Genomic DNA, 25,205 nt, shown 5'->3' with positions numbered 1-25,205 from the left:
GCTTTAAGGCTCTGCCGACAATTTTTTAAGTGTCGTGCTGAGCCTTTGCAAAGCCTGCTGCAATTCGTTATCCGACACATAAACGCTTTGTTGTTGGATAACCGCCAGCGTTTCAAGCGACGGCACTGCCGGCTTGGGTAATGCGCTGACCGACACCCCCGTCTGCTTCACCAACACTTTGATTTGCACATCCTCGATAGCGTGGTTGTCACCGGCGTTCGCCATCAGATTAGTGCGGTAAAAACGCAGTTGCGAAGCCCATAAGCTTGAATTGGTAAAGATTAACAACTTCTTATTGCGGATGGCACAATGCAAAATTTGTTTGCCAAGCGTATCGGGCAATAGCGAACAAACCCTTAATTTAAGCCGCTCGTGGTCGGCAACTTGGGCGTGCAGATACGCCAATATTTGATTATTTATCAGCGTGGCGGGCTTAAAAGATTGAGGTTGTTTTGACATAGCGTTATGCGTAGGGAAAATGGGCTGTTGTTTTCCGACAGGTAGGGAAAACAATCAAGGCTGTTCTTTAAGGTATTGCTTAATGACCGCACCCGCAATAGGCGCGGCTACCGAGCCGCCATGCCCACCGTTTTCGGCAATCACCGCCACCGCGATTTTAGGGTTGTCCACCGGTGCAAAGGCGATAAACAACGCGTGGTCACGGTATTTAAAGTCAATTTCATTTTCGTTGTAGCGGGCGTTTTGTTTGATGCCCATCACCTGGGCTGTACCGGTTTTGCCGGCAATTTGATAAGCGATGTTTTTGTTGATGCCCTTGGCTGTGCCGTGCTGGCTGTGTACGACGTTGACCATACCTTCAATAACGCTATTGATGTTGGCGGATTTTAACGGGATTGAGCCTTTATGGGCTTCAGGGCCAGGACGGGTTTCTTTGGCGGTGACAAGCCGGTCAACCAAAAACGGCGTGACGATATTGCCACGGTTGGCCAGCGTGGCGGTGGCTCGTGCCAGTTGTAGGGGCGTGACTTGATGATAGCCCTGACCAATGCCGGTGATAAGCGTGTCGCCCGGATACCAAACACGGTTTTTTTGCGCCAGCTTCCATTCCCTTGACGGCAAAATGCCGGGCTTTTCGCCTAATAAATCAATGCCAGATTTTTCGCCAAAGCCGAATTTTTGCAAGAAGGCATGTAAATTGTCGATGCCCAGCATGGACGCCAACCGATAAAAATACACGTCGCACGATTCGGTGATCGCTTGGTTTAAGTTGACGGAGCCGTGCCCGCCGCGTTTCCAGTCGCGGTATTTATGGCTAACGCCGGGCAATTGGTAATAACCCGGGCAGAACAGTTTCTGCTGGGCGTTGATGGTGTCGTATTCCAAACCAGCTAAGGCGATAAACGGCTTCATGGTCGAGCCGGGCGGATACAGACCCCTTAAGGCGCGGTTGTAGAGCGGTTGGTTTTCTGAACCTTGCAGGGCTTGGTAAGACGCGTTGTCGATGCCGACTACAAACGGGTTGGGGTCAAAACCTGGGCGGCTGGCAAAGGCCAAGACACCGCCAGTTTTGATGTCCAAAGCCACCACCGCGCCGTTGTAGTTGCCCAGTGCTTCGTAAGCGGTTTTTTGCAGGTCGATGTCCAAAGTCAGGTACAAATCGGACCCGGCATAGGCGTTGTTCTCGCTCAGCGTGTTTAAAGGCCGTGCCTGCACGTTCGTTTCTATTTCCGCATAGCCGGTTTTGCCATGCAGCTCCACTTCATAGGCGCTTTCAATACCCAGTTTGCCGATATGGCTGGAACCCCGGTATTCAGCAACCGGCAGTTCTTTCAGCTCGGTTTCGTTGATACGCCCCACATAGCCGACCACATGCGATGTCAGTTCGCCATAGGGGTAATACCTGACCAAGCGGGTGCGGATGTCAACCCCCGGAAAATACGGCCTGACCACGGCAAATTTCGCCAATTCCTGGTCGTTCAGGCCAATCAGCAACGGCGTACTGGTAAACGGCTTTTGGCGTTTACGCTGCTTTTGGTAAGCGTCGATTTTTTCGTCGGGAATATCCAACAACACTTGCAGGCGCTTCAAAGTGTCGTCGATATTGGGGGTTTGTTCGGGAATGATTTCCAAGCTGTAAGACGAGCGGTTTTCCGCCAAGATTTTGCCGTTGCGGTCGTAGATCATGCCTCGGCTGGGCACAATCGGCATGATTTTGATGCTGTTGTCTTTGGCGAGGGAGGCGTAGTGTTCGTGTCCGACAATTTGTAAATAAATAAGCCGTACAATCAGGCCTGAGGTCAGCAATATGATGACAATAAACGCGGCGACGATGCGGTTGAAGAACAGGCGGGTTTCAACGCTGTTGTCTTTGACGTAAAAGCTATTGGACATGGCAGTGCAATCGGGACGTCAACGGATGCCGCGCACCAGCCTGACAAAGCGCAGGCTGAAATAGACCACAGGCCAAAACAGCGTACCGGTGAACACCGGTATCCAAAAGCTGGCATGGAGTTGTGCGGGGTTTTGCAGATTTTTGATTAAGAACAATAAGAGTTGCGAGAGCAGCAAGCAAAAGAAAATATACAGTTCTTGCTGCAGCAAAGGGAATTGCCGCAACCGTTTATGCAATTTTAGGCAAATGTAAATCACCAGCGAATAGGCGAGGGCGTATTGGCCTAGCAATCTGCCCGTCAGCACATCGGTGAGCAGGCCGAAAAACCAGGCGTGGAAAATGCCGACCCGTTCGGGCAAGGCCAACGCCCAGTAAATCAGCACCAGCAGCACCCAATCGGGGTTGAAGACGATAAGCGGCTCAGGCCACGGTGCAATTCTTAGGCACATGGCGAGCAAGAGCGTGGTAACGATGCGGCCTGCGCCGTAAAAATCAGGGTTGGTCATGGTTTTCGGGTTCGGGCTGCGGATTTGCGGGTTTGCCAATCAGCGGGATGGAGGCGGCGTTGCCCCACACAATCATCAGCTCACGGTTGCGGTCCAGCTGGGCTTTAGGTGTGGCGGTAATGGTGGCAAACGGCTTGTTGGGTTGCGAGGTGAACTGGTCGACCACCGCCACCGGATAGCCTTGCGGAAACGTGCCGCCAAGGCCGGAGGTAATCAACAGGTCGCCAGGATGAATATCGGCATTATTGGGCAAATACGGCAAAATCAGCTTGTTAAGCTGACCGCTGCCGACGGCGATAGTCAATAAGCCGTTGCGGTTCACCTCAACCGGAATGGCATGGTTAAGGTCGGTAATCAGCATGATGTCAGAAGTCAGCGGTTGCGAGCGGAACACTTGTCCAACCACACCATTGGCATCCAGCACCGGTTGGTGTGGATGTACACCAAAGCGTGTGCCTTTGTTGACGGTGACGATGTGTTCATAAGGTGCGGTTTTCACGGACAAAATTTCCGCCACCAAGACTTGTTCGCCCAGTTTGAATGAATTGTCCAGCAAGGCACGCAGGCGGATATTTTCTTTTTCCAATGCTTCCAGCTTCAGCAAACGGGTTTGGTGGATAAGCTGGCTTTCACGTAGGCGTTGGTTTTCGTCTTGTAACGATGCATAGGTACTGAGTGTATTACTGGCGTTGTCAATCAGGGAGACGGGTAGGCTGACTAAATATTTTAGCGGGTCGACAACAAACGATAAGGCCGAACGGAACACGCTCAGCTGCTGGCTGCGGTGTTCGATGACCAATAAGGCAATCGAAGCGATAACCGCAACAAGCAAACGGGTGTTAAGGGAAGGGCCGGTGGCGAATAGCAGTTTGATGGTGTGGCTCCTTATGCCTGAAATATTGCCGGTAGAAGGGGCGGGGCGTTCTGAAAAGTTCAGTATTCCGCTTGAAAGCGGCGGCTTAACTCTTAATGTGCGGGAGTCTAGTTACTGAATTGACTTTTTCGATAAGCATAAAAGTGGTTACGTTCGTGCTGTATAAAGTATAGAGAACAAGCCTATTCAGCACTTAACTAACGTGATTTTGTAAAGTTTTTAAAAGCACCCACCGCAGCTCCAACGATAGCGCCAGTACCCGTGCCTAGAATTGGGATAACTGAAGCGATAACCGCCCCACCAACCGCGCCTGCCGCCATATCGGTAGCCATATCTGATTTCATCAAGCGTTTGGCAAGATCAGTGGCTTCAGAAGAGAGACTTGAGGTGTTTTCTGGCTGCTGGTTTCTGTTATCCGCAGATGTTAAAAACGACAGCCTGTTTGCAAAATCTTCGTCTGACAAAAAGCCTTGTGCGTGGGCATTTCTAAGTTCATCAATTTTATTCACTTTCTTAATCTCCTAAGCCTAAATCATAGAAAGCTTCACAAGATAAATTCGAAATCCTTGCTCTGTTATTCCAACGAAAACGTCGAAACACCCTTCTTATCCAATAACTCCAACACCATACCGCCGCCGCGTGCCACACAGGTGAGCGGGTCGTCGGCGATATGCACCGGCAAGCCGGTTTCTTCGGCAATCAGGCGGTCAATGTCTTTAAGCAACGCGCCGCCGCCAGTCAGATAAATGCCGCGATTGGCGACATCCGAACCTAATTCGGGTGGGGTTTGTTCCAAGGCCACTTTGACTGCGCCAACAATGCCCGACAAAGGTTCTTGCAAGGCTTCAAGAATTTCATTGCTGTTCAGGGCAAAGCTGCGTGGCACGCCTTCGGCAAGGTTACGGCCTTTGACCTCGATTTCTTTGACTTGGCTGCCCGGGTAAGCGGTGCCAATTTCCAGTTTGATGCGCTCGGCAGTGGCTTCACCAATTAAAGTGCCGTAGTTGCGGCGTACATAATTGATGATGGCTTCATCAAAACGGTCGCCGCCAATGCGTACGGAATTGGAATAAACAATGCCGTTGATGGAGATAACCGCCACTTCTGAGGTGCCACCGCCAATGTCCAAGACCATCGAACCGCACGCTTCATCCACTGGCAAACCAGCGCCAATCGCAGCGGACATCGGTTCCTCAATCAGGTACACTTCGCGCGCACCCGCCATCGCTGCCGATTCGCGGATGGCGCGGCGCTCCACTTGCGTAGAGCCGCACGGTACGCAAATTAAAATGCGTGGGCTTGGGCGCAACAATTTGCTTTTGTGGACTTTTTCAATAAAGAAACGCAACATGCGTTCGGTGACAGCAAAGTCGGCAATCACGCCGTCTTTTAATGGACGGATGGCGGTGATGTTGCCTGGTGTGCGGCCTAACATACGTTTGGCGTCCATACCGACCGCCGCGATGGTTTTTTGACCGCGCACTTTGTCTTCTTTAATGGCGACCACGGAGGGTTCGTTAAGGACAATGCCTTGTCCTGGAATGTATATCAAGGTATTGGCGGTCCCTAAATCTATCGACAGATCATTGGAAAAAAGGCCGCGAATTCGTTTGAACATTAGTACCTGTGCCTATGGCGAGTAAAATGCTGCTACTTTATCAATCAAGCGGGTATTTGGGCAAGATATAAAGTATTATAATCAAATTGCTTTATTTTTCAGGGAGTAAAAAATGTCGTTGACGGCAGAAGATGTAAATAAAATCGCGCACTTGGCGCGTTTGGGTATTGATGAAGGCGATGTGCTTGCCTATGCGGAAGACCTCTCCGGCCTGTTGGCGTTAATGGCGCAAATGGGCGAAGTGGACACCGACGGCGTACAACCGATGGCGCATCCGTTAGACCAAAGCCAACGGCTACGTGCCGACGTGGTGAGTGAAAATAACCAACGCGACCATTTCCAAACCATTGCCCCGCAAGTTGCAGACGGGCTGTATCTTGTCCCTAAAGTCATCGAGTAAAGGAATTCTCTAAGTATGCATAACAAAACCATAAGCCAATTGGCCCAAGGCCTGCGCAACCGCGAATTTTCCAGCGTTGAACTGACGCAGGCCTTTTTGACGCGCATTAAGCAACATCAAGACCTGAACGCTTACATCACTGTCACCGAAGAGCAGGCCTTACAGGCTGCGCAAGCCGCCGATGCCCGTTTGGCGCAAGGCGATGCCGAATTGTTGACCGGCATTCCAATGGCGCACAAAGATATTTTTTGTACGCTAGGCGTTAAAACCAGTTGTGGCTCGAAAATGCTCGACAACTTTATTGCGCCTTATAACGCCACCGTGGTGGAAAAGCTCAACCAAGCCGGCGCGGTCATGCTTGGCAAACTCAACATGGATGAGTTTGCGATGGGATCATCCAACGAAACCAGTTTTTACGGCGCAGTGAAAAATCCTTGGGATACCGGCAAAGTGCCGGGTGGTTCTTCGGGTGGTTCGGCAGCAGCCGTCGCGGCGCAATTGGCGGTCTGCGCGACCGGCACCGATACCGGCGGTTCTATCCGCCAACCGGCAGCCTTATGCGGCATTACCGGCTTGAAGCCTACTTACGGACGTGTCTCGCGTTTCGGCATGATCGCCTATGCTTCCAGTTTGGATCAAGGCGGCCCGATGACCCGCAGCGCCGAAGATGCCGCCATTTTATTGCAGGCTATGGCAGGCTTCGATCCGAAAGATTCCACCAGTGCCAACCAGCCTGTGCCGGATTATCTGGCGGACATCAACCAACCGCTGGCGGGATTGACCATTGGTCTACCGAAAGAGTTTTTCGCCGAAGGCTTAAATGCCGATATGGCTGCCGTATTGGAAACGGCGATTGCTGAATACCAAAAGCTGGGCGCTAGCGTTAAAGAAATCTCCATGCCGAACCTTAACTTGGCGATTCCGGCTTACTACGTGATTGCACCTGCCGAATGTTCGGCAAACTTATCGCGTTTTGATGGCGTGCGTTTTGGCTATCGCTGCGAAAATCCCGCCGACTTGACCGATTTGTATGTCCGTTCTCGTGGCGAAGCCTTTGGCAAAGAAGTCAAACGCCGGATTTTAATGGGAACTTACGCGCTGTCAGCTGGTTATTACGATGCTTATTATTTGAAAGCGCAAAAAGTCCGCCGCTTAATCAGTGAAGATTTCAAAAAAGCCTTGTCGGAAGTGGATGTCATTATGAGTCCGGTGACACCCAGCACCGCTTTCGGAATCGGTGAAAAAATGGCTGACCCGATAGAAATGTATTTGGCAGACATTTACACCATCGCCATCAATTTGGCAGGTTTGCCTGCCATGTCGGTGCCGGCGGGATTCATCAATGGCTTGCCAGCGGGCTTGCAAATTATCGGCAATTATTTTCAAGAAGCCAAATTGTTAAACATTGCTCATTGTTACCAACAAGCAACTGATTGGCACACGTTAATCCCCAAAAACTTCGAGTAAGCCGCCATGACCGCCATCACCCAACTTTCGCAATTAGATTTGGACGCCACCTACAGTTACGCCGATTATTTGACGTGGCAACTGGAAGAAACCGTCGAACTGATACGCGGTAAGATTCGCTTGATGGCACCTGCGCCGAATTTAAAGCATCAGCGGATTTCGCGTAAATTATTACGCTGCGTAGATCATTACTTGGATGGTAAACGCTGCGAGGTCTTCAACGCCCCCTTTGATGTCAGCCTCTACAACCATCGCAAATCCCAACTTGCCAACCGTGACATCATCACTGTGGTGCAGCCTGACTTATGCGTCATTTGCGATCCTGACAAGCTCACTATCCAAGGTTGTAGCGGTGCGCCAGATTGGGTGATAGAAATCGTCTCGCCCAACAACTCCAAGCACGATGCCCACACTAAGTTTGCTTTATACGAAGAAAATGGCGTACTGGAGTATTGGCTGGTCTACCCCTACGAAGCTTCCATTTACCAATTTGTCTTAAACGAAGACCGCCAAAAATACCAACTGCACGGCATGTACGCGCAAGACGGATTGGCAACGCCGTTTTTGTTCCCCGATTTGCAGATTGATCTGGCGGATGTGTTTGCGGAATAGTTTACCGCTATCCCGTTAAAAACTTAGCGGCAAGCCAAACTTCAGTTACTATTACGCGCCCAGCAGCAGCCCATTCCGTGACATGACCGACAACGACAATTTCCAAAACCTCGCCCAACAATTGATTGATGCCGGGCGCTTTATCGACCGCCAAGGCTGGGTTCCCGCCACCAGCGGCAATTTTTCCGCGCGCCTACCCGATGGCACGATTGCCATTACCGTTTCCGGCAAACACAAAGGCCATTTGCAGCTTGACGACATCATGCTGATTGATGCCGATGCCCAGTCTTTGGACGGTAAAAAACCGTCTGCCGAAACCCATCTGCATACGTCAATTTACCGGCGTTTCCCGAATGCACAGGCGGTGCTGCATCCGCATTCACCCAATGCCATTTTGGTCTCCAAACTGTTTGAAAAGGAAATTGTTCTGGCTGGCTACGAATTGCTGAAAGCTTTTCATGGCATCAGCACGCACGAAACCTCCATGACTGTGCCGATTTTCGCCAATGACCAAGACATCCCGCGCCTTGCCCAACAGGTTGAAGCCTATATGGATTCACATCCACCGATTTTGGCTTACATCATCGCCGGACATGGTTTGTACACTTGGGCAGCGTCGGTGGCGGAAACCTTGCGCTACTTGGAAGCCCTCGACCATTTGTTCGCTTACGAATTACGTTTACAAGGAGTCAAACCATGAGTTTGCTAACGATTTACCCCGACCAGCATCCCGAACAAGGTGAGCGCGTCACCGATGTTAACGCCATTGTGCGCTGGTTGGATCGCATTGGTGTGCAGTTCGAACGCTGGACCGCCAACAGCCCGCTGGCTGCCGATGCCGACGAAGCCGCTGTTTTGGCAGCCTACGCCGAGCCAATTGATCGCTTGATGCAGCAATACGGTTTCCAATCGGTTGATGTGATCAGCTTAAATCCGGATCATCCCAACAAAGCCGAGTTACGGCAGAAATTTCTTTCCGAACACACGCATAGCGATTTTGAAGTGCGTTTTTTCGTCGAAGGCAGCGGTTTGTTTTACCTGCATGTTGACGGCAAAGTCTATGCTGTTTTGTGCGAAAAGGGCGATTTAATCAGCGTGCCGGCAAACACCACGCATTGGTTTGATATGGGTAGCCATCCACATTTTGTTGCCATTCGTTTGTTCACCACTCCTGACGGCTGGGTGGCGGATTTTACCGGCAACGATATTGCCCAACATTTCCCAACCTACGACCAGACGGTGGCTGAGCGCGTATGATAAAAGCCGTCATCACCGATATTGAAGGCACCACCACGTCGCTGTCGTTTGTTAAGGATGTATTGTTTCCCTATGCCCGCGCCCATCTAGCCGATTATGTACAAAACCATGCCGATGATCCGGCGGTCAAAGCCTTGTTGGACGATGTTTGCCAAGTGGTGGGAACGGAGCTGACGCAGGCGCAAATCCTCGAACAATTGACCGCTTGGATAGACAGCGACCAAAAAATCACCCCGTTAAAATCTTTGCAAGGTTTGGTTTGGGAATACGGCTATCAGCAAGGTGCGTTTACCGGTCATCTTTATGCTGATGTACCCTTGGTGTTAAGGGCTTGGGTTGCAGAAGGCTTGGCTTTGTATATTTATTCTTCGGGTTCGGTGCAAGCACAAAAATTGCTGTTCGCCCATACCGAATACGGCGATTTGACACCCTTGCTGTCGGGGTATTTCGACACCCACATAGGCGGCAAACGCGAACCGGCTTCTTACCAAGCCATCGCCAGCACCATTGGCTTGCCTGCCGAACAATTGCTGTTTTTGTCAGATATTAAAGAAGAACTGGATGCGGCAAAATTGGCAGGGCTAAAAACCATCGGCTTGAACCGTGACGGCTTGCTGGAAACTGCCGACCACCCACAAGCCAGCAGTTTTGCCAGTCTAGCCGATTTGGCTCAGGTTCTATAAAGCGACCCGTTAAGACAGGCCATGGCAGCCCATAAAATTGGTCGCAACGATCCTTGTCCTTGCGGCAGCGGTAAAAAACACAAAGTTTGCTGTCAAAAACAAACCGGTAAACCTGTTTCCGCCGTTGATGTGCATCCGCTTTTTCAGCAAGCGTTGCAGCACCATAAAATGGGCAGCCTGCTACAGGCCAAGCCACTTTATGAACAAGTGCTGCAAGCCCAACCCAAGCATTTTGATGCCTTACATTATTTGGGTTTAATTCTGCATCAAACCGGTGATAATGCCGAAGCCATCCGTTTAATCACCCAATCGATAGCCATTAACGGCAACTTTGCCAGCCATAATAATCTTGCCAATATTTATAATGCCGAGCGCAATACTGCCGCAGCTATCGGACATTACCAAAAAGCCATCGCCTTAAAACCTGATTTTGCCGATGCTTATAATAATTTGGGTGTGGTTTATAAAGAACAAAATAATTTACTGGTTGCTATTGCCCATTATCAAAAAGCCATTACTTTTAATCCCCAGTATGCCGTGGCTTATTGTAATTTGGCTACCGCTTTAAAAGACAGCAACCAATTGGAAGCGGCTGTCGCCCATTATCAAAAGGCGATCTCCCTTCAGCCCGATTATGCCGATGCTTATAATGGCTTGGCTTCGGCTTTGAATAAACTGAACCAGTTTCCCGAAGCCATTTTCAATTATCAAAAAGCCATTGCCTTAAACCCCCATTCTGCCGATGCCTACTGCAATTTAGGGCATGTCTTAAGGCTGCAAAAAAATCTGTTGGGCGCTATCGATTGTTATCAAAAGGCGCTGGAAATAAAGCCAAATTTAAGTGACGCGCTGGGCAATTTGTTTTATTCACGGCAATATTGTTGCGATTGGACCGACTACCCCATCACCCAGCAGCAAATGGTCAACGCGGTCATGCAAGGGGTTGATGGATATAAGCCTTTGTCTTTTCTGGCAGTGACCGACTCTGCGCAAGCGCAACAACAATGCGCGTTAACGTTTTCCCAAAAATATTATCCCGCTCAAATTCCCTTGGTGCGGAAAGCATCGCCGCGACCATCAAATAAAATCCGCATTGCCTATGTGTCCGCCGATTTTCGCGAACACGCCTTGTCGATTTTAATGGTGGAATTGTTTGAACTGCACGACAAGAATCGCTTTGAAGTGATTGCCATTGCCTTACGGCCTGCTTCGAAAACCGATTTGGGGCAACGGGTTAAAAATGCATTCAGCCAATTTATCGAAGTGGCTGACAAAAGCGATAGTGAAGTCGCGCAATTGATGGTCGATTTGGAAATTGATATTGCTGTAGATTTAATGGGGTTTACCGCCAATAACCGGACTGCTATTTTTAGTTATCGGCCTGCGCCCATTCAAATTAATTATTTAGGTTATCCGGGTTCAATGTCGGCGGAGTATATCGATTATATTTTGGCGGATACTTATATTATTCCCCACGATTTCCAACAGTATTACCAAGAAAAAATCATTTACCTGCCCGATTGTTTTCAGGTGAATGACCGCAAACGCTTTATTCCCCCACAAATCCCCACCCGCGCAGCGTTAGGATTACCGGAACAGGCTTTGGTCTTATGCAGTTTTAATAACAGCTATAAATTCACGCCGACATTTTTTCGGGTTTGGATGGCTATATTAAAAGCCGTACCCCATAGCGTGTTGTGGTTGTTTGCGGGTAATCCGCAAGTGAGGGATAACTTGGTGCGCGAAGCGCAACGGCAGGGTGTGGAAGAAGCGCGTTTAATCTTTACCCAAAAAGTGCCTTATCAACATTATTTGGCGAATTATCCGCTAGCGGATTTGTTTTTGGACACCTTGCCGTTTAATGGCGGCACAACGGTCAGCGATGCCTTGTGGATGGGCGTACCCGTGCTGACTTGTTCGGGGCAGGCGTTTGCGGCACGCATGGCGGGCAGCCTGTTGCGGGCGTTAGGATTGCCGGAGCTGGTCACCGACAATCTTGCCGATTACCAGGCAACAGCTATTAAACTGGCGACCACGCCCCTTTTGCTGGCTGACATCCGCGCAAAACTGGCGCAAAACCGACACACTTACCCGCTGTTTAAAACCGATTTGTTTTGCCGCCATCTTGAGTCGGCCTATCAACAGGCTTGGCAAAACTACCAAAACGGGCAGCCGCCTAGCAGTTTTGCTATTCCGCCAACAGCTTCGTAATCACCTCTTCCAACTGCGCCGGCGTCGTCGCGCTGCCATAGGCGCTGACTTTATCGCCTTTGCGGTTGATTAAGTACTTATGGAAATTCCACTTGGGTTCAGAGCCGCCCAGTTTGCTTAACTGCTTAAAAAAAGCGTTGGCATCAGCGCCGGTGACCGGACCGGTGGTGAACATCGGGAAAGTCACGCCGTAATTGACAAAACAAACGGTGGCGGTCTTTTCGGCATCGGCAAATTCTTGCTTAAAGTCGGCAGATGGAAAACCTAAGACCACCAAGCCGGCATCTTTGTATTTTTGATACAACTTCTCCAAGCCTTCAAACTGCGGTGTATAACCGCAATTGCTGGCGGTGTTGACCGCTAAAACCACTTTATTTTTATAGGCTTGGCAGAAATTAATGGTTTCTGTCGAGCGCAGGCGTGTCATGCTGAAATTCAGCAACTCAGGGCAGTCCGCTGCGTTTGCCAAGATGGGCGTAGCCGCCATTGCCAGTAGAAAAACGAATTGATACATGGTGATCTCCCAATTTAAGGTTTGCCCCAAAGCTCGTGCAAACGCTGGTCGCGTCCACAGGTGTAGCGATAGAACTTATACATTAACGGATTTTTTTGGTAGTAATTTTGGTGATAATCTTCGGCGGGATAAAACACTTTAAACGCCTCAATCGTCGTGGTGACAGGGCCGCTGAAAGGTTTGTCCTTTTCTAGCCCCGCTTTGGATTGTTCCGCCAAGCGTTTTTGACCTTCGTCATGGTAAAAGATTTTGGCGCGGTATTGTGCGCCTTTGTCGCAAAACTGGCCTTTGTCGTTGGTGGGGTCAATATTGCGCCAATACACGTCCAGCAATTGTTGGTAGCTGATTTTATTGGGGTCGTACGTGATTTGCAGCGCTTCAACATGGCCTGTCGAACCGCTGGACACCGCTTCGTAGCTAGGGTTTTCCACAAAACCGCCGGTGTAGCCTGACACCGTTTCCAATACGCCTTTCAGCGGGTCGAACGGCTTTTCCATACACCAAAAACAACCGCCAGAAAAAGTGGCTTTGGCGCGCTGCGGCGGGCTTTGCGCATTCTGCGGTTCGGCGCAAAGGGGAAGGCTAACCAGCCATAACAGCATCAATAATAATTTGTGCATTTTAAAAACCTGCTGTGGGTTGTCGGAATTGGGCTTTCATGCCAGCAATTTTTTGCGCTTTTTTTGTCGTTTAGGTACTCAGTCTAGTTCTTTAAGAGAAACAGTCAAAAAGATTTATTTATAAAAAATTCCGTATCACAAGCTTGTTAGCCAACTTGCTAATTGATACTGACCGGATACACTCTATTTAACGATTGGTTGCAAGCATTGACTAATCTTCATTTAGAGAGGGGGCTTAATGATGAAATTACCTTTTGATCCTAGCAAACCTGTGATCGGTCAAGCTAGCGTGCAAATCAACAAGCCGGCTCGACAAGTCTTTGAGTTTGTCGGTGAAAAGTTTTTTGTCAACTACCCCAAGTGGGCTTTGGAAGTGGTCGAGTTTGAACCCTTAGATGGCGAACACGTGTTTGTAGGAGCCAAAGCCAAACAAATCCGCCTTGACCAAGGGCAAACCCAAGCATCGGTTTTTGAAATTACCGATTTCAACACCACGCAGCTTGTTTTTAAAGGGCTGGACGAACCTTACCGCAATATCTACAGCCTAGAAAACCAACCCAGCGACGAACAAACCTTGCTGACCTTTTGTTTTGAATTGTTGGAATTGGAACTGTTTATGCGCCCCTTTGAAAAACTGATCCGTTCCGCTATTGAAGAGGGGGCGGAAAACACTGTGGAAAATATCAAAAGACTGCTTGCCGAACCTTGTGTGCAAGCCCATTAACACTGCTTGCCAGTCAAACAGCCGTCACTTTAAGGAGTAAACCATGAGCTTTGTTGTAGAAAAGGATATGGGATTGATACCCAAAATCTTAACCGCCATTTTGGATGAATGTGTTAACGGCGTCACCTTGGCTGACCCCGATTTGGAAGACGCGCCGATTGTTTACGCCAATAAAGCTTTCGAGACACTCACGGGCTATTCGCAAGCCGACATCATTGGTAAAAACTGCCGTTTTTTACAAGGCCCGGACCGCGAGCAAAAAGAACGCTATGAAATCGCCGAAGCCGTCAAAAACCACCAGCCCGTAGAAGTCACTCTGCGCAATTACCGCAAAGACGGCGAATTGTTTTACAACCATTTAAAAATCACACCCTTGTTGGACCGCAAAGGCCACGTGATGTATTACTTGGGCGTGCAATACGACATCACCTACAAAGTGAAGGCCAACGACGAAATAGAAGCGCTCAACAATATGCTACTGGCCTTATCCAACGGCGATGATTAGCTAAACCACTTTCAAACCACCTGCGTCATAGAAGGTAAACACCATGGAAGCACAAACTAACAGCCTGCTTTTTAACGAAATTTTGTTCGGCTTGGCAATGACGGCTTTCTTGGCGTTGGTGGTGATGGAAAAAATAAAGCCTTACCGCCGCTTTAACCAAAAAATCAACAAAGAATCATTCCTTACCAATACCACCGCATTTTTGTTCAACAACGTCATACTCACCCTATTGCGGGTATCGTCGCTGTTTTTTGTTGCCCAACAATTTTCCACACACGGCATTTTAAGCGGCATGGACAGCGGCTTTTTAAAAATGCTGCTATCGTTTTTACTGTTTGATTTCGCCATTTACGTTTGGCATTACGCCAGCCACAAAAATTATTTTTTATGGCGCTTCCATAAAGTCCACCACAGCGACAAAAGCTTTAACGTCACCACCGGTTTCCGTTTTCACGTGTTCGACTTATGTTTGGAAATTATCTACAAATGTGCGTTCGTCATCATCATCGGCGTTGAAGCCAATGTGGTGCTGACCATTGAAACCTTGCAGCTGTTCTTCATCTTTTTCCACCACGCCAACCTGCACGTCAAAAATGAAGACCTGGTTTCGCAAGTGTTCATCACCCCCGCGCTGCACCGCGTCCATCATTCCTCGCTACGCAGCGAACACGACTCCAACTACGGCATCGTGTTGTCATTCTGGGATAGGTTGCTAGGTACACGCAAAGAATTGGTGCCAGAAAAAATCGGCCTGGATTTTATCGAAGCCGAAAACTTCCTCCAGCTGTTTTTCTTGGCGTTCATCACCGAACGGCATGTGAAACGGATATTGCGTTTGGTGCCTAGGGGTAGGAAGTGAGGGGCGGGCAGTTGGGTTGAAAAGGGTAGGGCGGATAAGACCTTTCGGGCATAAAGCCTGAAAGGTCTTGGAGTGCTTACAAAATATTGGCGTAATCTTGTTCCAATTGACGGAAGTTGAGCGAGGTCATAAACCGGCTGAAGCTCATCCAGGCGGACAAGCCCATCATGTCCGAGAACTGCGGCGGCAAAAACACCGGTGCTTGCACCGTGCCTTCTTCCACCAAGTCGAACAGGACTTTCATGTCTTCAATCATGGTTTTGCCGCAGAACAGCAAAGGGATGCGGTCGGGACGGCCTTTGTGTACGGCAAGGCGCATGAAGTTATAGGTCAGCACAAAACCTTTGATATAGGTCAGGTCTTTCGTAAACGGCATGCCATTGGCGCTGCTGCCTCGGAACACGCGGCTGGTTAAGGTGTAGCATTCTTCATCGTCCAAGCCTTTTGCCCTAAAAAAGGCAAAAATGTCCATAAAATCGGCACCTTGTTCGATGAGGGTAATGGCGCGTACGCGGTTAATCAGACGCATCAAGCGGTTGGGCGTGGAGCTGAAAGTTAAGATTTCCATCAGCACCGCCAAACCTTCTTGGGTAACGGTGGACGATGGCGGCCCTTTACCCAGAAACGTGCAGTAGGGTTGCGACATACCGTTCAGCGTTGTACCTAAATGAACCCAAATTTCATGCACTTCCAGCACGCGAATATCGCGCATGTTAAACATCGCATCGGCGCGCAGCTTAACGTAATCGGTACCGGCGGCGGCGTCGGAGACAATACCGTCGGAGATCATGGCCCGCAAGCCGCCGCCAGGGAAGACCTTTTCGATACGCTCATTCAAAATGGCGACCGCATCTTTGGCATTGATGGTTTTCGGTTCTTCGCTTAAAAAATCCAATTGCACCAATTGCGATAACGTGCCTTCCATCATGCTGCCCAATTCGGCAATGGAAGGGTCGCCAACGTGGAAAACGTCTTGCGACGAACCATACAAGGCTTGCGAGATATTGGAAAATTCCGGTGTGCCACGGGCAACCAACATATCGACCACGTCCTGATATTCACGGCAAATGCGCCGCATAATCACACTCAGCGGATTTAACTGCCCCAGTTTGCGCGCCAAATCGCGCTCAATTTGGTGGAACTCTTGCTTTTTGTCGGCAGGGTCAAACCCTAACGGACGTTGTGTGTAATATTCCGCCGTCACATCCGGCAGCTTTTTACATTTGTTTTCCAAAAAGGTTTGCTTAATGTTGTCATCCCATTTTATGGAATCGAGAATGCGGATGGGTTGCTGGGCTTTGACAATCCTATCCGAAAGGGCTTTGACCTCGTTTAAATAAGTTGATGGTTTGGCGATTTTGTTATTCATAATCATCCGTTGGTTATGTGGGGTTCGGAAGAACAGGGGGCGGGCATCAGCTAAACTGACTTAATTGCAGTATATCAACAGTTTGTAGGAAGAAAACAGATATTTTTTAACAATACCGGCTAAGCTGTTAATTAGCTGGCAACAATCAGTAGCTTAAACGATTGGGGCTTAACTGATTGTTTTTTTTGATGATTGAAAAACTACCTAAGCCAGCAAATCCAACGGGCTGGTCACACCCTTACCACCCTTGTTCAGCACATGCGTGTAAATCATCGTTATCTGGACATCAGAATGCCCCAACAACTCCTGTACCGTGCGAATGTCATAGCCGCCTTCCAACAAATGCGTGGCGAACGAATGCCGAAAAGTGTGCGGGCTTGCCCGCTTGGTCAACCCCGCATCCCGCACCGCTTGTTTGACCGCCCGCTGGATGCCTTGCTCTTGGAGATGATGGCGGCGAACCGCATTAGAGCGCGGATCAGCAGATAATTTTGCTGATGGAAACACATATTGCCACAGCCATTCCTTGGCACCGTTCGGGTATTTGCGTTCCAAAGCAAACGGCAAATACACCGCGCCAAAGCCCTGCGCCAAATCACTGTCGTGCAACGCCTTCACTTTTTCCAAATGCGCTTGCAAAGGCTTCACCAAAGAACTGGGCAACATGGTCACCCGATCTTTATGGCCTTTGGCATCACGGATCAAAATTTCCCGCCGCGCCATATCCACATCCTGAACCCGCAACCGCAAGCATTCCAAAATCCGCATACCTGTGCCATACAACAAACTGCCAACCAACCAATGCGTACCCGTCAGCCGCGACAAAATCGCCTGCACCTCCTCTCGGGTCAGCACCACAGGTAAACGCTTGCCTGTTTTTGCCAGCTCAACATTTTCCAGCCATGGCAATTCAATCCCCAAAACCTCTTTATACAAAAACAACAACGCCGAACGCGCCTGATTCTGCGTAGAAGCCGACACCTGCCCCACCACCGCCAAATGCGACAAAAATTGCTCCACCTCCGCCGCGCCCATCTCACGCGGATGCCGCTTGCCAAAATGCAGAATAAACCGTCTAATCCAATCCGTATAAGCCTGCTCGGTACGGATGCTGTAATGCTTAAGCCGTATTTTTGCCCGCACTTGGTCTAGTAGTTTAGGTGGTTGCGCTAATAAAACGTTTGAAGGGTATTGCATTTATTTTAGGATGTGCTAAATTTTCACAAAATTTTGAAATAGAAGATATTTTACTTTTTTAAAAAAATATAGACAAATAAAAGACGTAATGTTTTGCGTCAATTAGGATGTCTACTTTACGTTATAAATACGAGATTTTGGCATTTACTAACAAACCACATTAAATTGGACACGGGGCAAAGTTATTATGAGTGATTTTTGGAAAGGTTTTCTTTCAGTAATATTAATTCTTGCTTTTGTAGTGGTTTATTCAGAAATAAAGGAACAGAAATCGTCAGAGGAAACAGCACAAACTTCGGTGGTGTTGGATGATACCCCGAAACCCCAACCAGCAGAGGTTAAGTCCGTAGTAGAGATACTTATAGGGAAAGAGACAGTAACTATAAGGGAAGAAGATGTTAAAGAATTGCAAAACAAAACAAATTTAAAGTTAAGCGAGCTAAAACAAAATGCCATATCAAATCTAAACAACACAATTAATCAGAGAGTGGACTCTATTTTTCTTGAAACAAGCAAAAATATAAAAAATTATTCAGATTGGTATTATTCTTTGTCAGGAGACTACGCAAGAACTTATGAGTCAATAAAAGGTGATGGGAACGCATTTTTGATTGATAAAATGCAAGAAATAATTTATCAACCAACAGCCTTTGATTATAAATTGAACGCTTTTCAGCAAGAAATGGATCAAATTTCAAGCGATCAAATTCAGCAAGCTAAAGTCTATGCTGCACAGCAAATAGGTGAGTTCCTTGTAAATCATAAGGTAACAGTCAAAAAAAACACACCAATCAAATCAAAAATTGATTTAAGCGAATCTTTCAAAAAAGCATTTTCAATAACGCCAGAATCTATTGCACAACATTCCGCAATAAAATTTGCCGGAATAGCAATTGCTGGATTTGCTCTTAAAGTTTTAGCAACAAAATTACTTGCAAAAAAAACTTTCCAAGTAGCCGCGGCCTTGCTTGCTAAGTTACTTATCAAAAAAGGAGGTGGTGGCCTCGTAGCTGCTGGGGCAGGTACTCTTGCTTGTGCGCCAGCGGGGCCTGCGGCGTTACTTTGTGGTGCCGCCGCTGGATTATTTGCATGGGTTGCAGTTGACGAAATTAGTATCAAAGTTGATGAACACTTTCATCGACAAGAATTTGAAATGGAAATACAACAGGCTTTAACTGAGCAAAGTGATGAAATAAAAACTAAATTAAAATCTGTCTATGAAGATGTTTTAAATCAAAATTTTATTGAAATAAATAATCAAATATCAAAATCATTTAATCAAAAAGTGTAGTTTTATTCCGCCTATTGACACAATTTATAACAATTCAGTCAAAGCGACCCACCGCCCAGTGGCGGTTTTGAAAATCAGTTTTTAATCAAGGTAAGTCGCTTCGCTTAAGCTCAGTGAGCGGCGGTCGCCTTACCGTAACGTTAGGCCGCAGCTGTCACAAACCATGCGAATACCGCGCGTCGCTCACCGCAGCGTTTTGGCCTTTTCGGCAACTGCCTCTCGCGTCGGCTTGAGCCAGTTCGTTGCAGTTCGTGGTCAGCGCTCTATTTTCGCTCGGCTCGCTCCTGGCTCAGCGCTTGCCAACAGGCACGTAGCCCAGCACTTCATTTCTAGGCTTTGCTCGCAGGCGGGTTTCGGGTCAAACGTTCCGCATGCGTCTTTGGCCGTGCCGGTTTCCGCTATCAGTTCATCTGCCAGCAACACGTTTGGTCAAGCCATTGGCTCGCTCGCCTTACTCAAGGCCCGCAGGTTTTTGGTTCTTTATTGGCGCGTTTTATGGCAGGCTTGCGGTCAGTTGCTCTCAGGTCAGCCAGTAAGCCCTGCCCGGCCGCGGCCTAACACTTCGCTCAACCGGACCCACCACAGCATGCCGCCGTCCGGGCCTCCATTTCATTCTGGCCCAGCCGTCGTCACGCTGCGGCGGTCCGGTTAGCTCAAACGTTGGGCGCACTATCTCATGCGCTTGGTTTTTCAATAAAACATGACTTAACTATGTCCATTCAAGATAAATTAAACGAACTTCAATCCCAATTGAACCAAATAACCGAACGTCAGAAAAAAGCAAATTGGTTAAATCATGAATTTAATATTTATCCCAAAGATTCAAAGTGGAATGATGCTTCGGGCATATACATTTTTACTTATCTAAATAAATCCACTGGAAAATGGGTTCCTTTGTATATAGGCCAAGCATCATCATTTAGTGAAAGGTTTTCTAACCACGTTCAGTGGGATAAGGCTGTGTCTCTAGGTATGGCTCACATACACGCAAAAAACATAGGAAAACAAGAAGAGCGTGACGCAATCGAACAAGAATTGATTTCGGCATTTCAGCCTCCTCTGAATTCCCGCTTAAAATAATCGCTTTAAATAATGCCATATCAGTACCTAATTTTTAATTTAAGCCTTGCGCCAGCGTCATGGCGTTCGGCTTGGTTAAGTTTCCTTTGTCGGTTGTAATCAAAAAGCCCAACAAGTCGGTCAAAGGGACGCACCGCCCGTTGGCGGTTTTGAAAATCGGTTTTAATCAAGGTAAGTGGCTTCGCTAAAGTTCATCAAGCGGTGCGCCCCTTACCGTAACGTTGGGCAACAAATTTCTATAATCACACTGAGATAAATCATGCAACCTCAAACACAACCTTGCCCTCTTTGTCATTCTCAAGCCACTTTCGAGTTGGTAAACAATGGCAAGGTTAAAATATTTACTTGCCAAAATCACAAGCCTTTTGCCGTTGATTCCGGGAAATCAGAAAATATCTTAAAAGACCAATCAGAAGTAAAAAGAAAGTCCTTAATTGATGATATGCACTTTTGTCAAGATAAAACAATTACTTATATTAAATTCATTGATAATGAGTCTATTTCGGAATGTGTGTCAATCCATGAATGGAGTTAGTATTCGATTTTAAAAGGTGTTGAAGTTTGTATTACTATCCTACTCTTTCCATGAAAAACAGTTGGGCAATGGTAAAATTCTTTTTTAACCAACATAAAATAAAATAATTCATTAAGTAATGGTAGAGCGTTGTATGGCTCTTCAACATCACCACTTGAAGTTATCTCAATTGTTAAAACACGTTTTTTTGTGGAAGTGTTACTTTGTTCTGTCTCTGTATCTTGTTGCATTGGCATTACCTTTTGAGTTGTTTCCCCGCTTGTCCAGTCGGGGTTGCTGGTTTAAATCGTTTCTTGCATCTTGCGTGGCTGGTCGTACTTATCAGCCCAACAAGTCGGTCAAAGGGACGCACCGCCCGTTGGCGGTTTTAAAATTCAATCTTTTAATCAAGGTAAATGGCTTCGCTAAAGTTCATCAAGCGGTGCGCCCCTTACCGTAACGTTAGGCGTCATCCAATACAGGTCGAGGCACATGTCCTACAACTCAGATTTTGAACGTGCGTTCATTGAGCGAAGTCTGGCGTTAGTCCAGACCTACGGAGGACCATATGATGCAACTCTGCTGCTCAATTGCCTACTCGGATTGCTCATTGTCCCAAAGGAGGCATGCCTTGCATCAATCCCCAAGGATCCAATCGAACAACTCCACAAATGGGGAATTGATCCATCGTCAATAACTGAATTCGGCACTGCCACCAAGCCGGATGAAGACCCACACAATCTGCGAGGCTTAGTATGCAGACTTCGAAACTCGGTGGCTCACTTCCGGTTCCGTCCTGAACCGGAAGACGGTGAAGTGATCGCATTCCACTTTCATGACAAGAGCGGATTCAAAGCAACTGTAAAGCTGAATGAGCTGAAATCATTCGTCGAGATTCTGGCAGAACACCTTCAAAATAAATGACGCCTAACCATTCGCTCAACCTGACACATTGCGGCGTGCCGGTATTTGGCCCGCCATTTCATTCTGGGCCAAATACCGTCACACCACAATGGTCCGGTTAGCTCAAACGTTGGGCATCAAAATCTAAGAATTGGATTTCTCAAATAGCTAAAACAATTAACTATGGAAAATAAAATAGCTCAAAAATTTTTACCTTATCATTATCCCGCCATCTTTCATCGAACATTCGAAGCTACTAAGGAATCTCAAGGGGTTGTATGTGCATTGCTTTGTGCTACTGCTTTGGAAGCATTTATACATGACTTTATAGGCCTGTATAAGTATGTAAAAACAAATCCTATATGTTATGGAATAGGTGATCGCCCAGTAAATAACTACTTAAAGCCTAATGAGATTGAGTTATTAGAGAAACTTATAATCTCCGAACAAGAACGAGAGTCACTAGAAAAAAAATTTAAGTATTTTACAAAATGGAAAACATCAGAACAGCCATACCAAGATTTTAAAACACTTATTTGCATTAGAAATTCACTGGCTCATTTAAAACCTGAAGAATTAATTAAGTACACTGATGAAAACTTCATAGAAGGATACCCAAAGTTTCTCAACAACTTTTTTCAAAAGAAAATTCTTGAAAAACCAAAACATTTTGTTAGCTGGATAGAACTCATTGAAACACAAGAATTTTGTTTATGGTGTCAAAATACAGCTTATAAAATGGTAACGGAAACCATTGATAAATTGCCTGATTCCGTTACAAAGGAATACTTCAGTGGCAGCATAAGGTTTTTTTTTGATATTGACGTTTTTAGGAAAAGATACAAGGGGTTGCAATAGCTTAGCCCAACAAGTCAGTCAAAGGGACGCGCCGCCCGTTGGCGGTTTTGAAGTTTTGTTTTTTTATCAAGGTTTGGTGGCTTCGTTTCGCTTTCGTTAGCGGCGCGCCCCTTACCGTAACGTTGGGCTTAAGAAAGGTATATCATTTGAGCAATGTCCATTCATACCAATTTGCAGTAGCCTTGTTCAAAGGAACACGCAACAAAACTGGGCAAGCCGAACTGTCAGGTTTTATAGGCTCAGCAACAATTATTAACGGGAGAGTTTGTACTTGCAAACACGTTGTAGAAGCAGTCGATTTCTCTAAAGAAGTTATACTTACGGCATGGGATCATCAGGAAATGTGGGCTATATTTACAAGTGCCATTGTTCATCCCAAATATGATTTCGCAGTACTCCAGCCTCCTCAGCCGCCGCCGTTTGCTTCACTTCCGCTTTACGAACATCCACTACCAACTGGTGCAAGAGTTTATGCCGTAGGCTTTCACGACGATGGTGTAATTCCTACGATAGGTGGTGGTAAAAACTTCCAAGTCGCTTCGAGGACTTTCTATGGAAATGTAGTCAGAATTTTGGAGACGCAGAGTAATAAATCACCTTCTATCTGCGAAATTTCGTTCCCAACCCATAGTGGCTTCTCTGGCGCACCGCTTGTAGATAGAACGTTTCGTGCAGTTTTTGGAATGGTCTATGGGAATTTAGAACAAAGCATTCAACTGTATTCAAAAACTGAGGTATTAGATAATGAGGTTCAATTTTCTGAAATAGTCAGTCGTATTATAGAGCTAGGCCTCTTTCACAGAGCGCTGGATATAAAAAGGTTTTTAACAGAGTTAGAAGTGCCTGATATCCAATCAGAAAATTATTCAGAGTCGAAACGGGGTTTCGAAACATAGGTTGTTTGCAGTTTAGCCTTCAAGGTTATTGTCAAGCCCAACAAGTCGGTTAAAGGGACGCGCCGCCCGTTGGCGGTTTTGCAGTTTGTTTTTTTATCAAAAGTAAGTGGCTTCGTTTCGCTTTCGCTAGCGGCGCGCCCCTTACCGTAACGTTAGACTCACTCATATCTCTTTGGAACCACTAAATGAAAAACAAACATGAAACGATTTCAATAGTATTGTAAATTCCATCTTTATACAGGTTCTTATTGAAAAGTTTGTTGAGCACAAAGAGATAAACAATGAATTTTGTAAATAAATTATTTAGTTATTCAATGAATGAAAATAAATTTTTTAATGAGTTTAAGCAGGAATTTTATACCGAAAAAATCGACGAGAATCATTCATATCATTTTGATAGTAAACATCCGAATATTATAAAAATTGGTTGCAATGATGTTGGCTGTATGGCTTTGCAAGGCTTCAATAATACCGATTCTCCAGCAATTAGAATCACATATTTGTTTATTTATGAACAGAATATTGGTACAGGAAGTTTAATTTTAAGCAAGCTATGTGAGTTAGCCGATAAATATAATGTAATTTTAGAATTAGATGCCATCCCTCAAAAAAAAACTAAAAATTCAATTTCACGTGAAAAATTAGTCTCTTGGTATCAAAGCTATGGTTTTAATCTTGAGATAGAAGGTGAGTATCTTATGAGGCGTTATGTTCAATTCTAACAATCCAGTCAAAGGGACGAGCCGCCCGTTGGCGGTTTTGAAAATCAGTTTTTAATCAAGGTTCGGCGGCTTCGTTTCAGCTCAGTTAGCGGCGCGCCCCTTACCGTAACGTTGGGCAAAAAACACATGCCATTTGCGAATTACCTTTGAATACCTAAAGAGAACAAGAATGATTCCGAACGTCTCTACATACTGGAACCAACATAAAGCCCTTTGGTATTTCTTTGTTACATTCTATGTAAGTGCGGGGTTATGTGCTGGAACAGCGTCTTGTATTCTTCAATATGAAATCATCAAGCAACTTGTAAATAATTCGCTTATTCCGTGGGTCGCAACCTATTGTCTTGAAGTATCTAAAATTTGCACAATAGTTGTATTTGATTATTTGAGATTAAAAAAAGGGGTAGAACTTGGTTGGAATAGAATTTTAATACGCGTTTTTCAATTATCTTTAATTTCAATGTCTTTTACATGTTCTCTTGTCGTTTTGTCTGATGCTTTTGACAGGCCTGAACTTGAAAAAGTTATAGCTGCTGACATTGATGCAAGAACACAACAATACAATGCCCAAAGCGCGTAGGGTGTATAAGCGAAGCGTCATACACCGCGTCGGGATTGCAATCACTGCAAACAGATTTACCGCTCCGTCATTCATTTCTTAAATGAATTGACCCTATATGGATATTTGTCTATTCACAATTCGGTGTATGGCGCTTCGCTTATACACCCTACTGTGATGTTTTGTTCCTTACCCCAACCTACTACAATACGTCCTTTCGCTATCAACAACCATCTACCGTAACGTTTGGGTATTCAAAATGAATGATCCTAATAACGCTAATGAAAGTCCAGAATATTTGTTTGCCCAATCAGAGCGTACCCGCAAGCTTAAAGAACAGCTTGATGGCCTTGCCGCCAAGCCACGTTCTGGGTGGTATGAATCGTTAGCGTTATTCTTGTTCATTTGGGCTATTAACCAATTGTTTGCCAGTATTTCACTTAACGTAAATGAGCAAATTTTGGTTTCTGTTGGGCTTATTTCACCAATGGCGGCATTGACGGCTAGGCTTTACAAGTCTGAAAAACGTATTGAGTTGCTCATCAAGCTTCTTAGCCATCATGGCGTTCTCAAGCCCTAGTTTTACACTTAGGCGTATCAGCCAATTCTTCTG

The 25,205-nt window shown here is 46.6% G+C and carries 30 protein-coding genes; 19 read left to right on the top strand and 11 right to left on the bottom strand.

The window, feature by feature from the left end; genetic code table 11:
• Positions 1 to 3: 3 nt before the first annotated feature.
• The 6 genes from ACYQ1O_RS12250 to ACYQ1O_RS12225 all read right to left on the bottom strand — a co-directional run bounded on the left by ACYQ1O_RS12250 (position 4) and on the right by ACYQ1O_RS12225 (position 5,351).
• Positions 4 to 459, bottom strand: coding sequence for a DciA family protein (locus tag ACYQ1O_RS12250; protein ID WP_459992041.1), 456 nt, complete (start codon positions 457 to 459; stop codon positions 4 to 6).
• Positions 460 to 513: 54 nt separating this feature from the next.
• Positions 514 to 2,352 carry a penicillin-binding protein 2 gene (mrdA, locus tag ACYQ1O_RS12245; RefSeq protein WP_459992040.1) on the bottom strand — a complete coding sequence of 613 codons (1,839 nt, stop codon included), beginning with the start codon at positions 2,350 to 2,352 and terminating at the stop codon, positions 514 to 516.
• An 18-nt stretch (positions 2,353 to 2,370) separates the two neighbouring features.
• Entirely contained in the window at positions 2,371 to 2,859 is a 489-nt protein-coding gene (gene mreD, locus ACYQ1O_RS12240; protein ID WP_459992038.1) for a rod shape-determining protein MreD, read from the bottom strand.
• Positions 2,846 to 3,733 (bottom strand): rod shape-determining protein MreC, encoded by an 888-nt coding sequence (mreC, locus tag ACYQ1O_RS12235; RefSeq protein ID WP_459992369.1) that lies wholly within the window; start codon positions 3,731 to 3,733, stop codon positions 2,846 to 2,848. Before mreC ends, mreD begins: the two co-directional genes overlap by 14 nt.
• Positions 3,734 to 3,930: 197 nt before the next feature.
• Positions 3,931 to 4,242, bottom strand: coding sequence for a hypothetical protein (locus tag ACYQ1O_RS12230; RefSeq protein WP_459992036.1), 312 nt, complete (start codon positions 4,240 to 4,242; stop codon positions 3,931 to 3,933).
• A 65-nt stretch (positions 4,243 to 4,307) separates the two neighbouring features.
• A complete protein-coding gene (locus ACYQ1O_RS12225; protein ID WP_459992035.1) occupies positions 4,308 to 5,351 on the bottom strand; it encodes a rod shape-determining protein in 1,044 nt (347 codons plus the stop codon).
• A gap of 112 nt (positions 5,352 to 5,463) precedes the next feature.
• On the opposite strand from ACYQ1O_RS12225, the gene gatC reads away from it, so the two are divergent.
• The 7 genes from gatC (at position 5,464) to ACYQ1O_RS12190 (ending at position 11,981) form a co-directional block, all read left to right on the top strand.
• On the top strand, positions 5,464 to 5,751 hold the full coding sequence (gatC, locus tag ACYQ1O_RS12220; RefSeq protein WP_459992034.1) for an Asp-tRNA(Asn)/Glu-tRNA(Gln) amidotransferase subunit GatC: 288 nt from the start codon (positions 5,464 to 5,466) through the stop codon (positions 5,749 to 5,751).
• A 15-nt stretch (positions 5,752 to 5,766) separates the two neighbouring features.
• On the top strand, positions 5,767 to 7,218 hold the full coding sequence (gatA, locus tag ACYQ1O_RS12215) for an Asp-tRNA(Asn)/Glu-tRNA(Gln) amidotransferase subunit GatA (protein ID WP_459992033.1): 1,452 nt from the start codon (positions 5,767 to 5,769) through the stop codon (positions 7,216 to 7,218).
• A 6-nt stretch (positions 7,219 to 7,224) separates the two neighbouring features.
• The gene (locus ACYQ1O_RS12210; RefSeq protein WP_459992032.1) at positions 7,225 to 7,830 is read left to right on the top strand and encodes a Uma2 family endonuclease; all 606 of its coding nucleotides are present in this window, start codon (positions 7,225 to 7,227) and stop codon (positions 7,828 to 7,830) included.
• 82 nt (positions 7,831 to 7,912) lie between these two features.
• Positions 7,913 to 8,530: a methylthioribulose 1-phosphate dehydratase gene (locus tag ACYQ1O_RS12205; RefSeq protein WP_459992030.1), complete on the top strand. Its 618-nt coding sequence runs from the start codon at positions 7,913 to 7,915 to the stop codon at positions 8,528 to 8,530.
• A complete protein-coding gene (locus ACYQ1O_RS12200) occupies positions 8,527 to 9,087 on the top strand; it encodes a 1,2-dihydroxy-3-keto-5-methylthiopentene dioxygenase (RefSeq protein ID WP_459992028.1) in 561 nt (186 codons plus the stop codon). The genes ACYQ1O_RS12205 and ACYQ1O_RS12200 overlap by 4 nt, the downstream gene beginning before the upstream one ends.
• The gene (gene mtnC / locus ACYQ1O_RS12195) at positions 9,084 to 9,770 is read left to right on the top strand and encodes an acireductone synthase (protein WP_459992026.1); all 687 of its coding nucleotides are present in this window, start codon (positions 9,084 to 9,086) and stop codon (positions 9,768 to 9,770) included. Before ACYQ1O_RS12200 ends, mtnC begins: the two co-directional genes overlap by 4 nt.
• A gap of 21 nt (positions 9,771 to 9,791) precedes the next feature.
• Positions 9,792 to 11,981: an O-linked N-acetylglucosamine transferase family protein gene (locus tag ACYQ1O_RS12190; RefSeq protein ID WP_459992024.1), complete on the top strand. Its 2,190-nt coding sequence runs from the start codon at positions 9,792 to 9,794 to the stop codon at positions 11,979 to 11,981.
• On the opposite strand, the gene ACYQ1O_RS12185 is transcribed toward ACYQ1O_RS12190, so the two are convergent.
• Positions 11,959 to 12,495, bottom strand: coding sequence for a glutathione peroxidase (locus ACYQ1O_RS12185; protein WP_459992022.1), 537 nt, complete (start codon positions 12,493 to 12,495; stop codon positions 11,959 to 11,961). The genes ACYQ1O_RS12190 and ACYQ1O_RS12185 overlap by 23 nt on opposite strands.
• A gap of 14 nt (positions 12,496 to 12,509) precedes the next feature.
• Positions 12,510 to 13,115 carry a peptide-methionine (S)-S-oxide reductase MsrA gene (gene msrA / locus ACYQ1O_RS12180; RefSeq protein ID WP_459992020.1) on the bottom strand — a complete coding sequence of 202 codons (606 nt, stop codon included), beginning with the start codon at positions 13,113 to 13,115 and terminating at the stop codon, positions 12,510 to 12,512.
• Between the two features lie 238 nt (positions 13,116 to 13,353).
• Between msrA and ACYQ1O_RS12175 the strand changes: the two genes are divergently transcribed.
• Genes ACYQ1O_RS12175 through ACYQ1O_RS12165 form a run of 3 tightly spaced genes read left to right on the top strand, consistent with a single transcriptional unit; the run spans position 13,354 to position 15,203 of the window.
• Positions 13,354 to 13,839: an SRPBCC family protein gene (locus ACYQ1O_RS12175; RefSeq protein ID WP_459992018.1), complete on the top strand. Its 486-nt coding sequence runs from the start codon at positions 13,354 to 13,356 to the stop codon at positions 13,837 to 13,839.
• Positions 13,840 to 13,882: 43 nt separating this feature from the next.
• A complete protein-coding gene (locus tag ACYQ1O_RS12170; RefSeq protein WP_459992016.1) occupies positions 13,883 to 14,344 on the top strand; it encodes a PAS domain-containing protein in 462 nt (153 codons plus the stop codon).
• A 43-nt stretch (positions 14,345 to 14,387) separates the two neighbouring features.
• Positions 14,388 to 15,203, top strand: a complete 816-nt coding sequence (locus ACYQ1O_RS12165; RefSeq protein ID WP_459992014.1) for a sterol desaturase family protein — start codon at positions 14,388 to 14,390, stop codon at positions 15,201 to 15,203.
• Between the two features lie 76 nt (positions 15,204 to 15,279).
• Here ACYQ1O_RS12165 and ACYQ1O_RS12160 read toward each other — a convergent pair whose 3' ends face one another.
• On the bottom strand, positions 15,280 to 16,572 hold the full coding sequence (locus ACYQ1O_RS12160) for a flavohemoglobin expression-modulating QEGLA motif protein (protein WP_459992012.1): 1,293 nt from the start codon (positions 16,570 to 16,572) through the stop codon (positions 15,280 to 15,282).
• A gap of 204 nt (positions 16,573 to 16,776) precedes the next feature.
• Positions 16,777 to 17,769, bottom strand: coding sequence for an integron integrase (locus ACYQ1O_RS12155; protein ID WP_459992011.1), 993 nt, complete (start codon positions 17,767 to 17,769; stop codon positions 16,777 to 16,779).
• Positions 17,770 to 17,956: 187 nt separating this feature from the next.
• Here ACYQ1O_RS12155 and ACYQ1O_RS12150 point away from each other — a divergent pair, with 187 nt between their 5' ends.
• The 3 genes from ACYQ1O_RS12150 (at position 17,957) to ACYQ1O_RS12140 (ending at position 20,675) form a co-directional block, all read left to right on the top strand.
• Positions 17,957 to 19,060, top strand: a complete 1,104-nt coding sequence (locus ACYQ1O_RS12150) for a hypothetical protein (RefSeq protein ID WP_459992009.1) — start codon at positions 17,957 to 17,959, stop codon at positions 19,058 to 19,060.
• Positions 19,061 to 19,771: 711 nt separating this feature from the next.
• Positions 19,772 to 20,140, top strand: a complete 369-nt coding sequence (locus ACYQ1O_RS12145; protein ID WP_459992008.1) for a GIY-YIG nuclease family protein — start codon at positions 19,772 to 19,774, stop codon at positions 20,138 to 20,140.
• A 259-nt stretch (positions 20,141 to 20,399) separates the two neighbouring features.
• Positions 20,400 to 20,675 carry a hypothetical protein gene (locus ACYQ1O_RS12140; RefSeq protein WP_459992006.1) on the top strand — a complete coding sequence of 92 codons (276 nt, stop codon included), beginning with the start codon at positions 20,400 to 20,402 and terminating at the stop codon, positions 20,673 to 20,675.
• Here ACYQ1O_RS12140 and ACYQ1O_RS12135 read toward each other — a convergent pair.
• The gene (locus ACYQ1O_RS12135; protein ID WP_459992005.1) at positions 20,672 to 20,905 is read right to left on the bottom strand and encodes a hypothetical protein; all 234 of its coding nucleotides are present in this window, start codon (positions 20,903 to 20,905) and stop codon (positions 20,672 to 20,674) included. The genes ACYQ1O_RS12140 and ACYQ1O_RS12135 overlap by 4 nt on opposite strands.
• 241 nt (positions 20,906 to 21,146) lie before the next feature.
• Between ACYQ1O_RS12135 and ACYQ1O_RS12130 the strand changes: the two genes are divergently transcribed.
• The 6 genes from ACYQ1O_RS12130 to ACYQ1O_RS12105 all read left to right on the top strand — a co-directional run bounded on the left by ACYQ1O_RS12130 (position 21,147) and on the right by ACYQ1O_RS12105 (position 25,172).
• A complete protein-coding gene (locus ACYQ1O_RS12130; RefSeq protein WP_459992003.1) occupies positions 21,147 to 21,578 on the top strand; it encodes a HEPN family nuclease in 432 nt (143 codons plus the stop codon).
• A 162-nt stretch (positions 21,579 to 21,740) separates the two neighbouring features.
• On the top strand, positions 21,741 to 22,415 hold the full coding sequence (locus tag ACYQ1O_RS12125; RefSeq protein ID WP_459992002.1) for a hypothetical protein: 675 nt from the start codon (positions 21,741 to 21,743) through the stop codon (positions 22,413 to 22,415).
• A 146-nt stretch (positions 22,416 to 22,561) separates the two neighbouring features.
• Positions 22,562 to 23,311, top strand: coding sequence for a S1 family peptidase (locus tag ACYQ1O_RS12120; protein WP_459992001.1), 750 nt, complete (start codon positions 22,562 to 22,564; stop codon positions 23,309 to 23,311).
• Positions 23,312 to 23,592: 281 nt separating this feature from the next.
• Complete coding sequence (locus ACYQ1O_RS12115; RefSeq protein WP_459992000.1) at positions 23,593 to 24,033, top strand: hypothetical protein; 441 nt, start codon at positions 23,593 to 23,595, stop codon at positions 24,031 to 24,033.
• 169 nt (positions 24,034 to 24,202) lie between these two features.
• Complete coding sequence (locus ACYQ1O_RS12110; protein WP_459991999.1) at positions 24,203 to 24,613, top strand: hypothetical protein; 411 nt, start codon at positions 24,203 to 24,205, stop codon at positions 24,611 to 24,613.
• A 238-nt stretch (positions 24,614 to 24,851) separates the two neighbouring features.
• Positions 24,852 to 25,172 (top strand): hypothetical protein, encoded by a 321-nt coding sequence (locus ACYQ1O_RS12105; protein WP_459991998.1) that lies wholly within the window; start codon positions 24,852 to 24,854, stop codon positions 25,170 to 25,172.
• The last annotated feature ends 33 nt before the right edge of the window (positions 25,173 to 25,205 follow it).

This window comes from Methylosoma difficile (genome assembly GCF_054657615.1).
This window is presented reverse-complemented; position numbering and strand designations above follow the sequence as displayed.

Coding starts and splice junctions, on each gene's coding strand:
- ACYQ1O_RS12250 (WP_459992041.1), bottom strand. CDS start 459: ATGTCAAAACAACCTCAATCTTTTAAGCCCGCCACGCTGATAAATAAT.
- mrdA (WP_459992040.1), bottom strand. CDS start 2,352: ATGTCCAATAGCTTTTACGTCAAAGACAACAGCGTTGAAACCCGCCTG.
- mreD (WP_459992038.1), bottom strand. CDS start 2,859: ATGACCAACCCTGATTTTTACGGCGCAGGCCGCATCGTTACCACGCTC.
- ACYQ1O_RS12225 (WP_459992035.1), bottom strand. CDS start 5,351: ATGTTCAAACGAATTCGCGGCCTTTTTTCCAATGATCTGTCGATAGAT.
- gatC (WP_459992034.1), top strand. CDS start 5,464: ATGTCGTTGACGGCAGAAGATGTAAATAAAATCGCGCACTTGGCGCGT.
- gatA (WP_459992033.1), top strand. CDS start 5,767: ATGCATAACAAAACCATAAGCCAATTGGCCCAAGGCCTGCGCAACCGC.
- ACYQ1O_RS12210 (WP_459992032.1), top strand. CDS start 7,225: ATGACCGCCATCACCCAACTTTCGCAATTAGATTTGGACGCCACCTAC.
- ACYQ1O_RS12205 (WP_459992030.1), top strand. CDS start 7,913: ATGACCGACAACGACAATTTCCAAAACCTCGCCCAACAATTGATTGAT.
- ACYQ1O_RS12200 (WP_459992028.1), top strand. CDS start 8,527: ATGAGTTTGCTAACGATTTACCCCGACCAGCATCCCGAACAAGGTGAG.
- mtnC (WP_459992026.1), top strand. CDS start 9,084: ATGATAAAAGCCGTCATCACCGATATTGAAGGCACCACCACGTCGCTG.
- ACYQ1O_RS12190 (WP_459992024.1), top strand. CDS start 9,792: ATGGCAGCCCATAAAATTGGTCGCAACGATCCTTGTCCTTGCGGCAGC.
- ACYQ1O_RS12185 (WP_459992022.1), bottom strand. CDS start 12,495: ATGTATCAATTCGTTTTTCTACTGGCAATGGCGGCTACGCCCATCTTG.
- msrA (WP_459992020.1), bottom strand. CDS start 13,115: ATGCACAAATTATTATTGATGCTGTTATGGCTGGTTAGCCTTCCCCTT.
- ACYQ1O_RS12175 (WP_459992018.1), top strand. CDS start 13,354: ATGATGAAATTACCTTTTGATCCTAGCAAACCTGTGATCGGTCAAGCT.
- ACYQ1O_RS12170 (WP_459992016.1), top strand. CDS start 13,883: ATGAGCTTTGTTGTAGAAAAGGATATGGGATTGATACCCAAAATCTTA.
- ACYQ1O_RS12165 (WP_459992014.1), top strand. CDS start 14,388: ATGGAAGCACAAACTAACAGCCTGCTTTTTAACGAAATTTTGTTCGGC.
- ACYQ1O_RS12160 (WP_459992012.1), bottom strand. CDS start 16,572: ATGAATAACAAAATCGCCAAACCATCAACTTATTTAAACGAGGTCAAA.
- ACYQ1O_RS12155 (WP_459992011.1), bottom strand. CDS start 17,769: ATGCAATACCCTTCAAACGTTTTATTAGCGCAACCACCTAAACTACTA.
- ACYQ1O_RS12150 (WP_459992009.1), top strand. CDS start 17,957: ATGAGTGATTTTTGGAAAGGTTTTCTTTCAGTAATATTAATTCTTGCT.
- ACYQ1O_RS12145 (WP_459992008.1), top strand. CDS start 19,772: ATGTCCATTCAAGATAAATTAAACGAACTTCAATCCCAATTGAACCAA.
- ACYQ1O_RS12140 (WP_459992006.1), top strand. CDS start 20,400: ATGCAACCTCAAACACAACCTTGCCCTCTTTGTCATTCTCAAGCCACT.
- ACYQ1O_RS12135 (WP_459992005.1), bottom strand. CDS start 20,905: ATGCAACAAGATACAGAGACAGAACAAAGTAACACTTCCACAAAAAAA.
- ACYQ1O_RS12130 (WP_459992003.1), top strand. CDS start 21,147: ATGTCCTACAACTCAGATTTTGAACGTGCGTTCATTGAGCGAAGTCTG.
- ACYQ1O_RS12125 (WP_459992002.1), top strand. CDS start 21,741: ATGGAAAATAAAATAGCTCAAAAATTTTTACCTTATCATTATCCCGCC.
- ACYQ1O_RS12115 (WP_459992000.1), top strand. CDS start 23,593: ATGAATTTTGTAAATAAATTATTTAGTTATTCAATGAATGAAAATAAA.
- ACYQ1O_RS12110 (WP_459991999.1), top strand. CDS start 24,203: ATGATTCCGAACGTCTCTACATACTGGAACCAACATAAAGCCCTTTGG.
- ACYQ1O_RS12105 (WP_459991998.1), top strand. CDS start 24,852: ATGAATGATCCTAATAACGCTAATGAAAGTCCAGAATATTTGTTTGCC.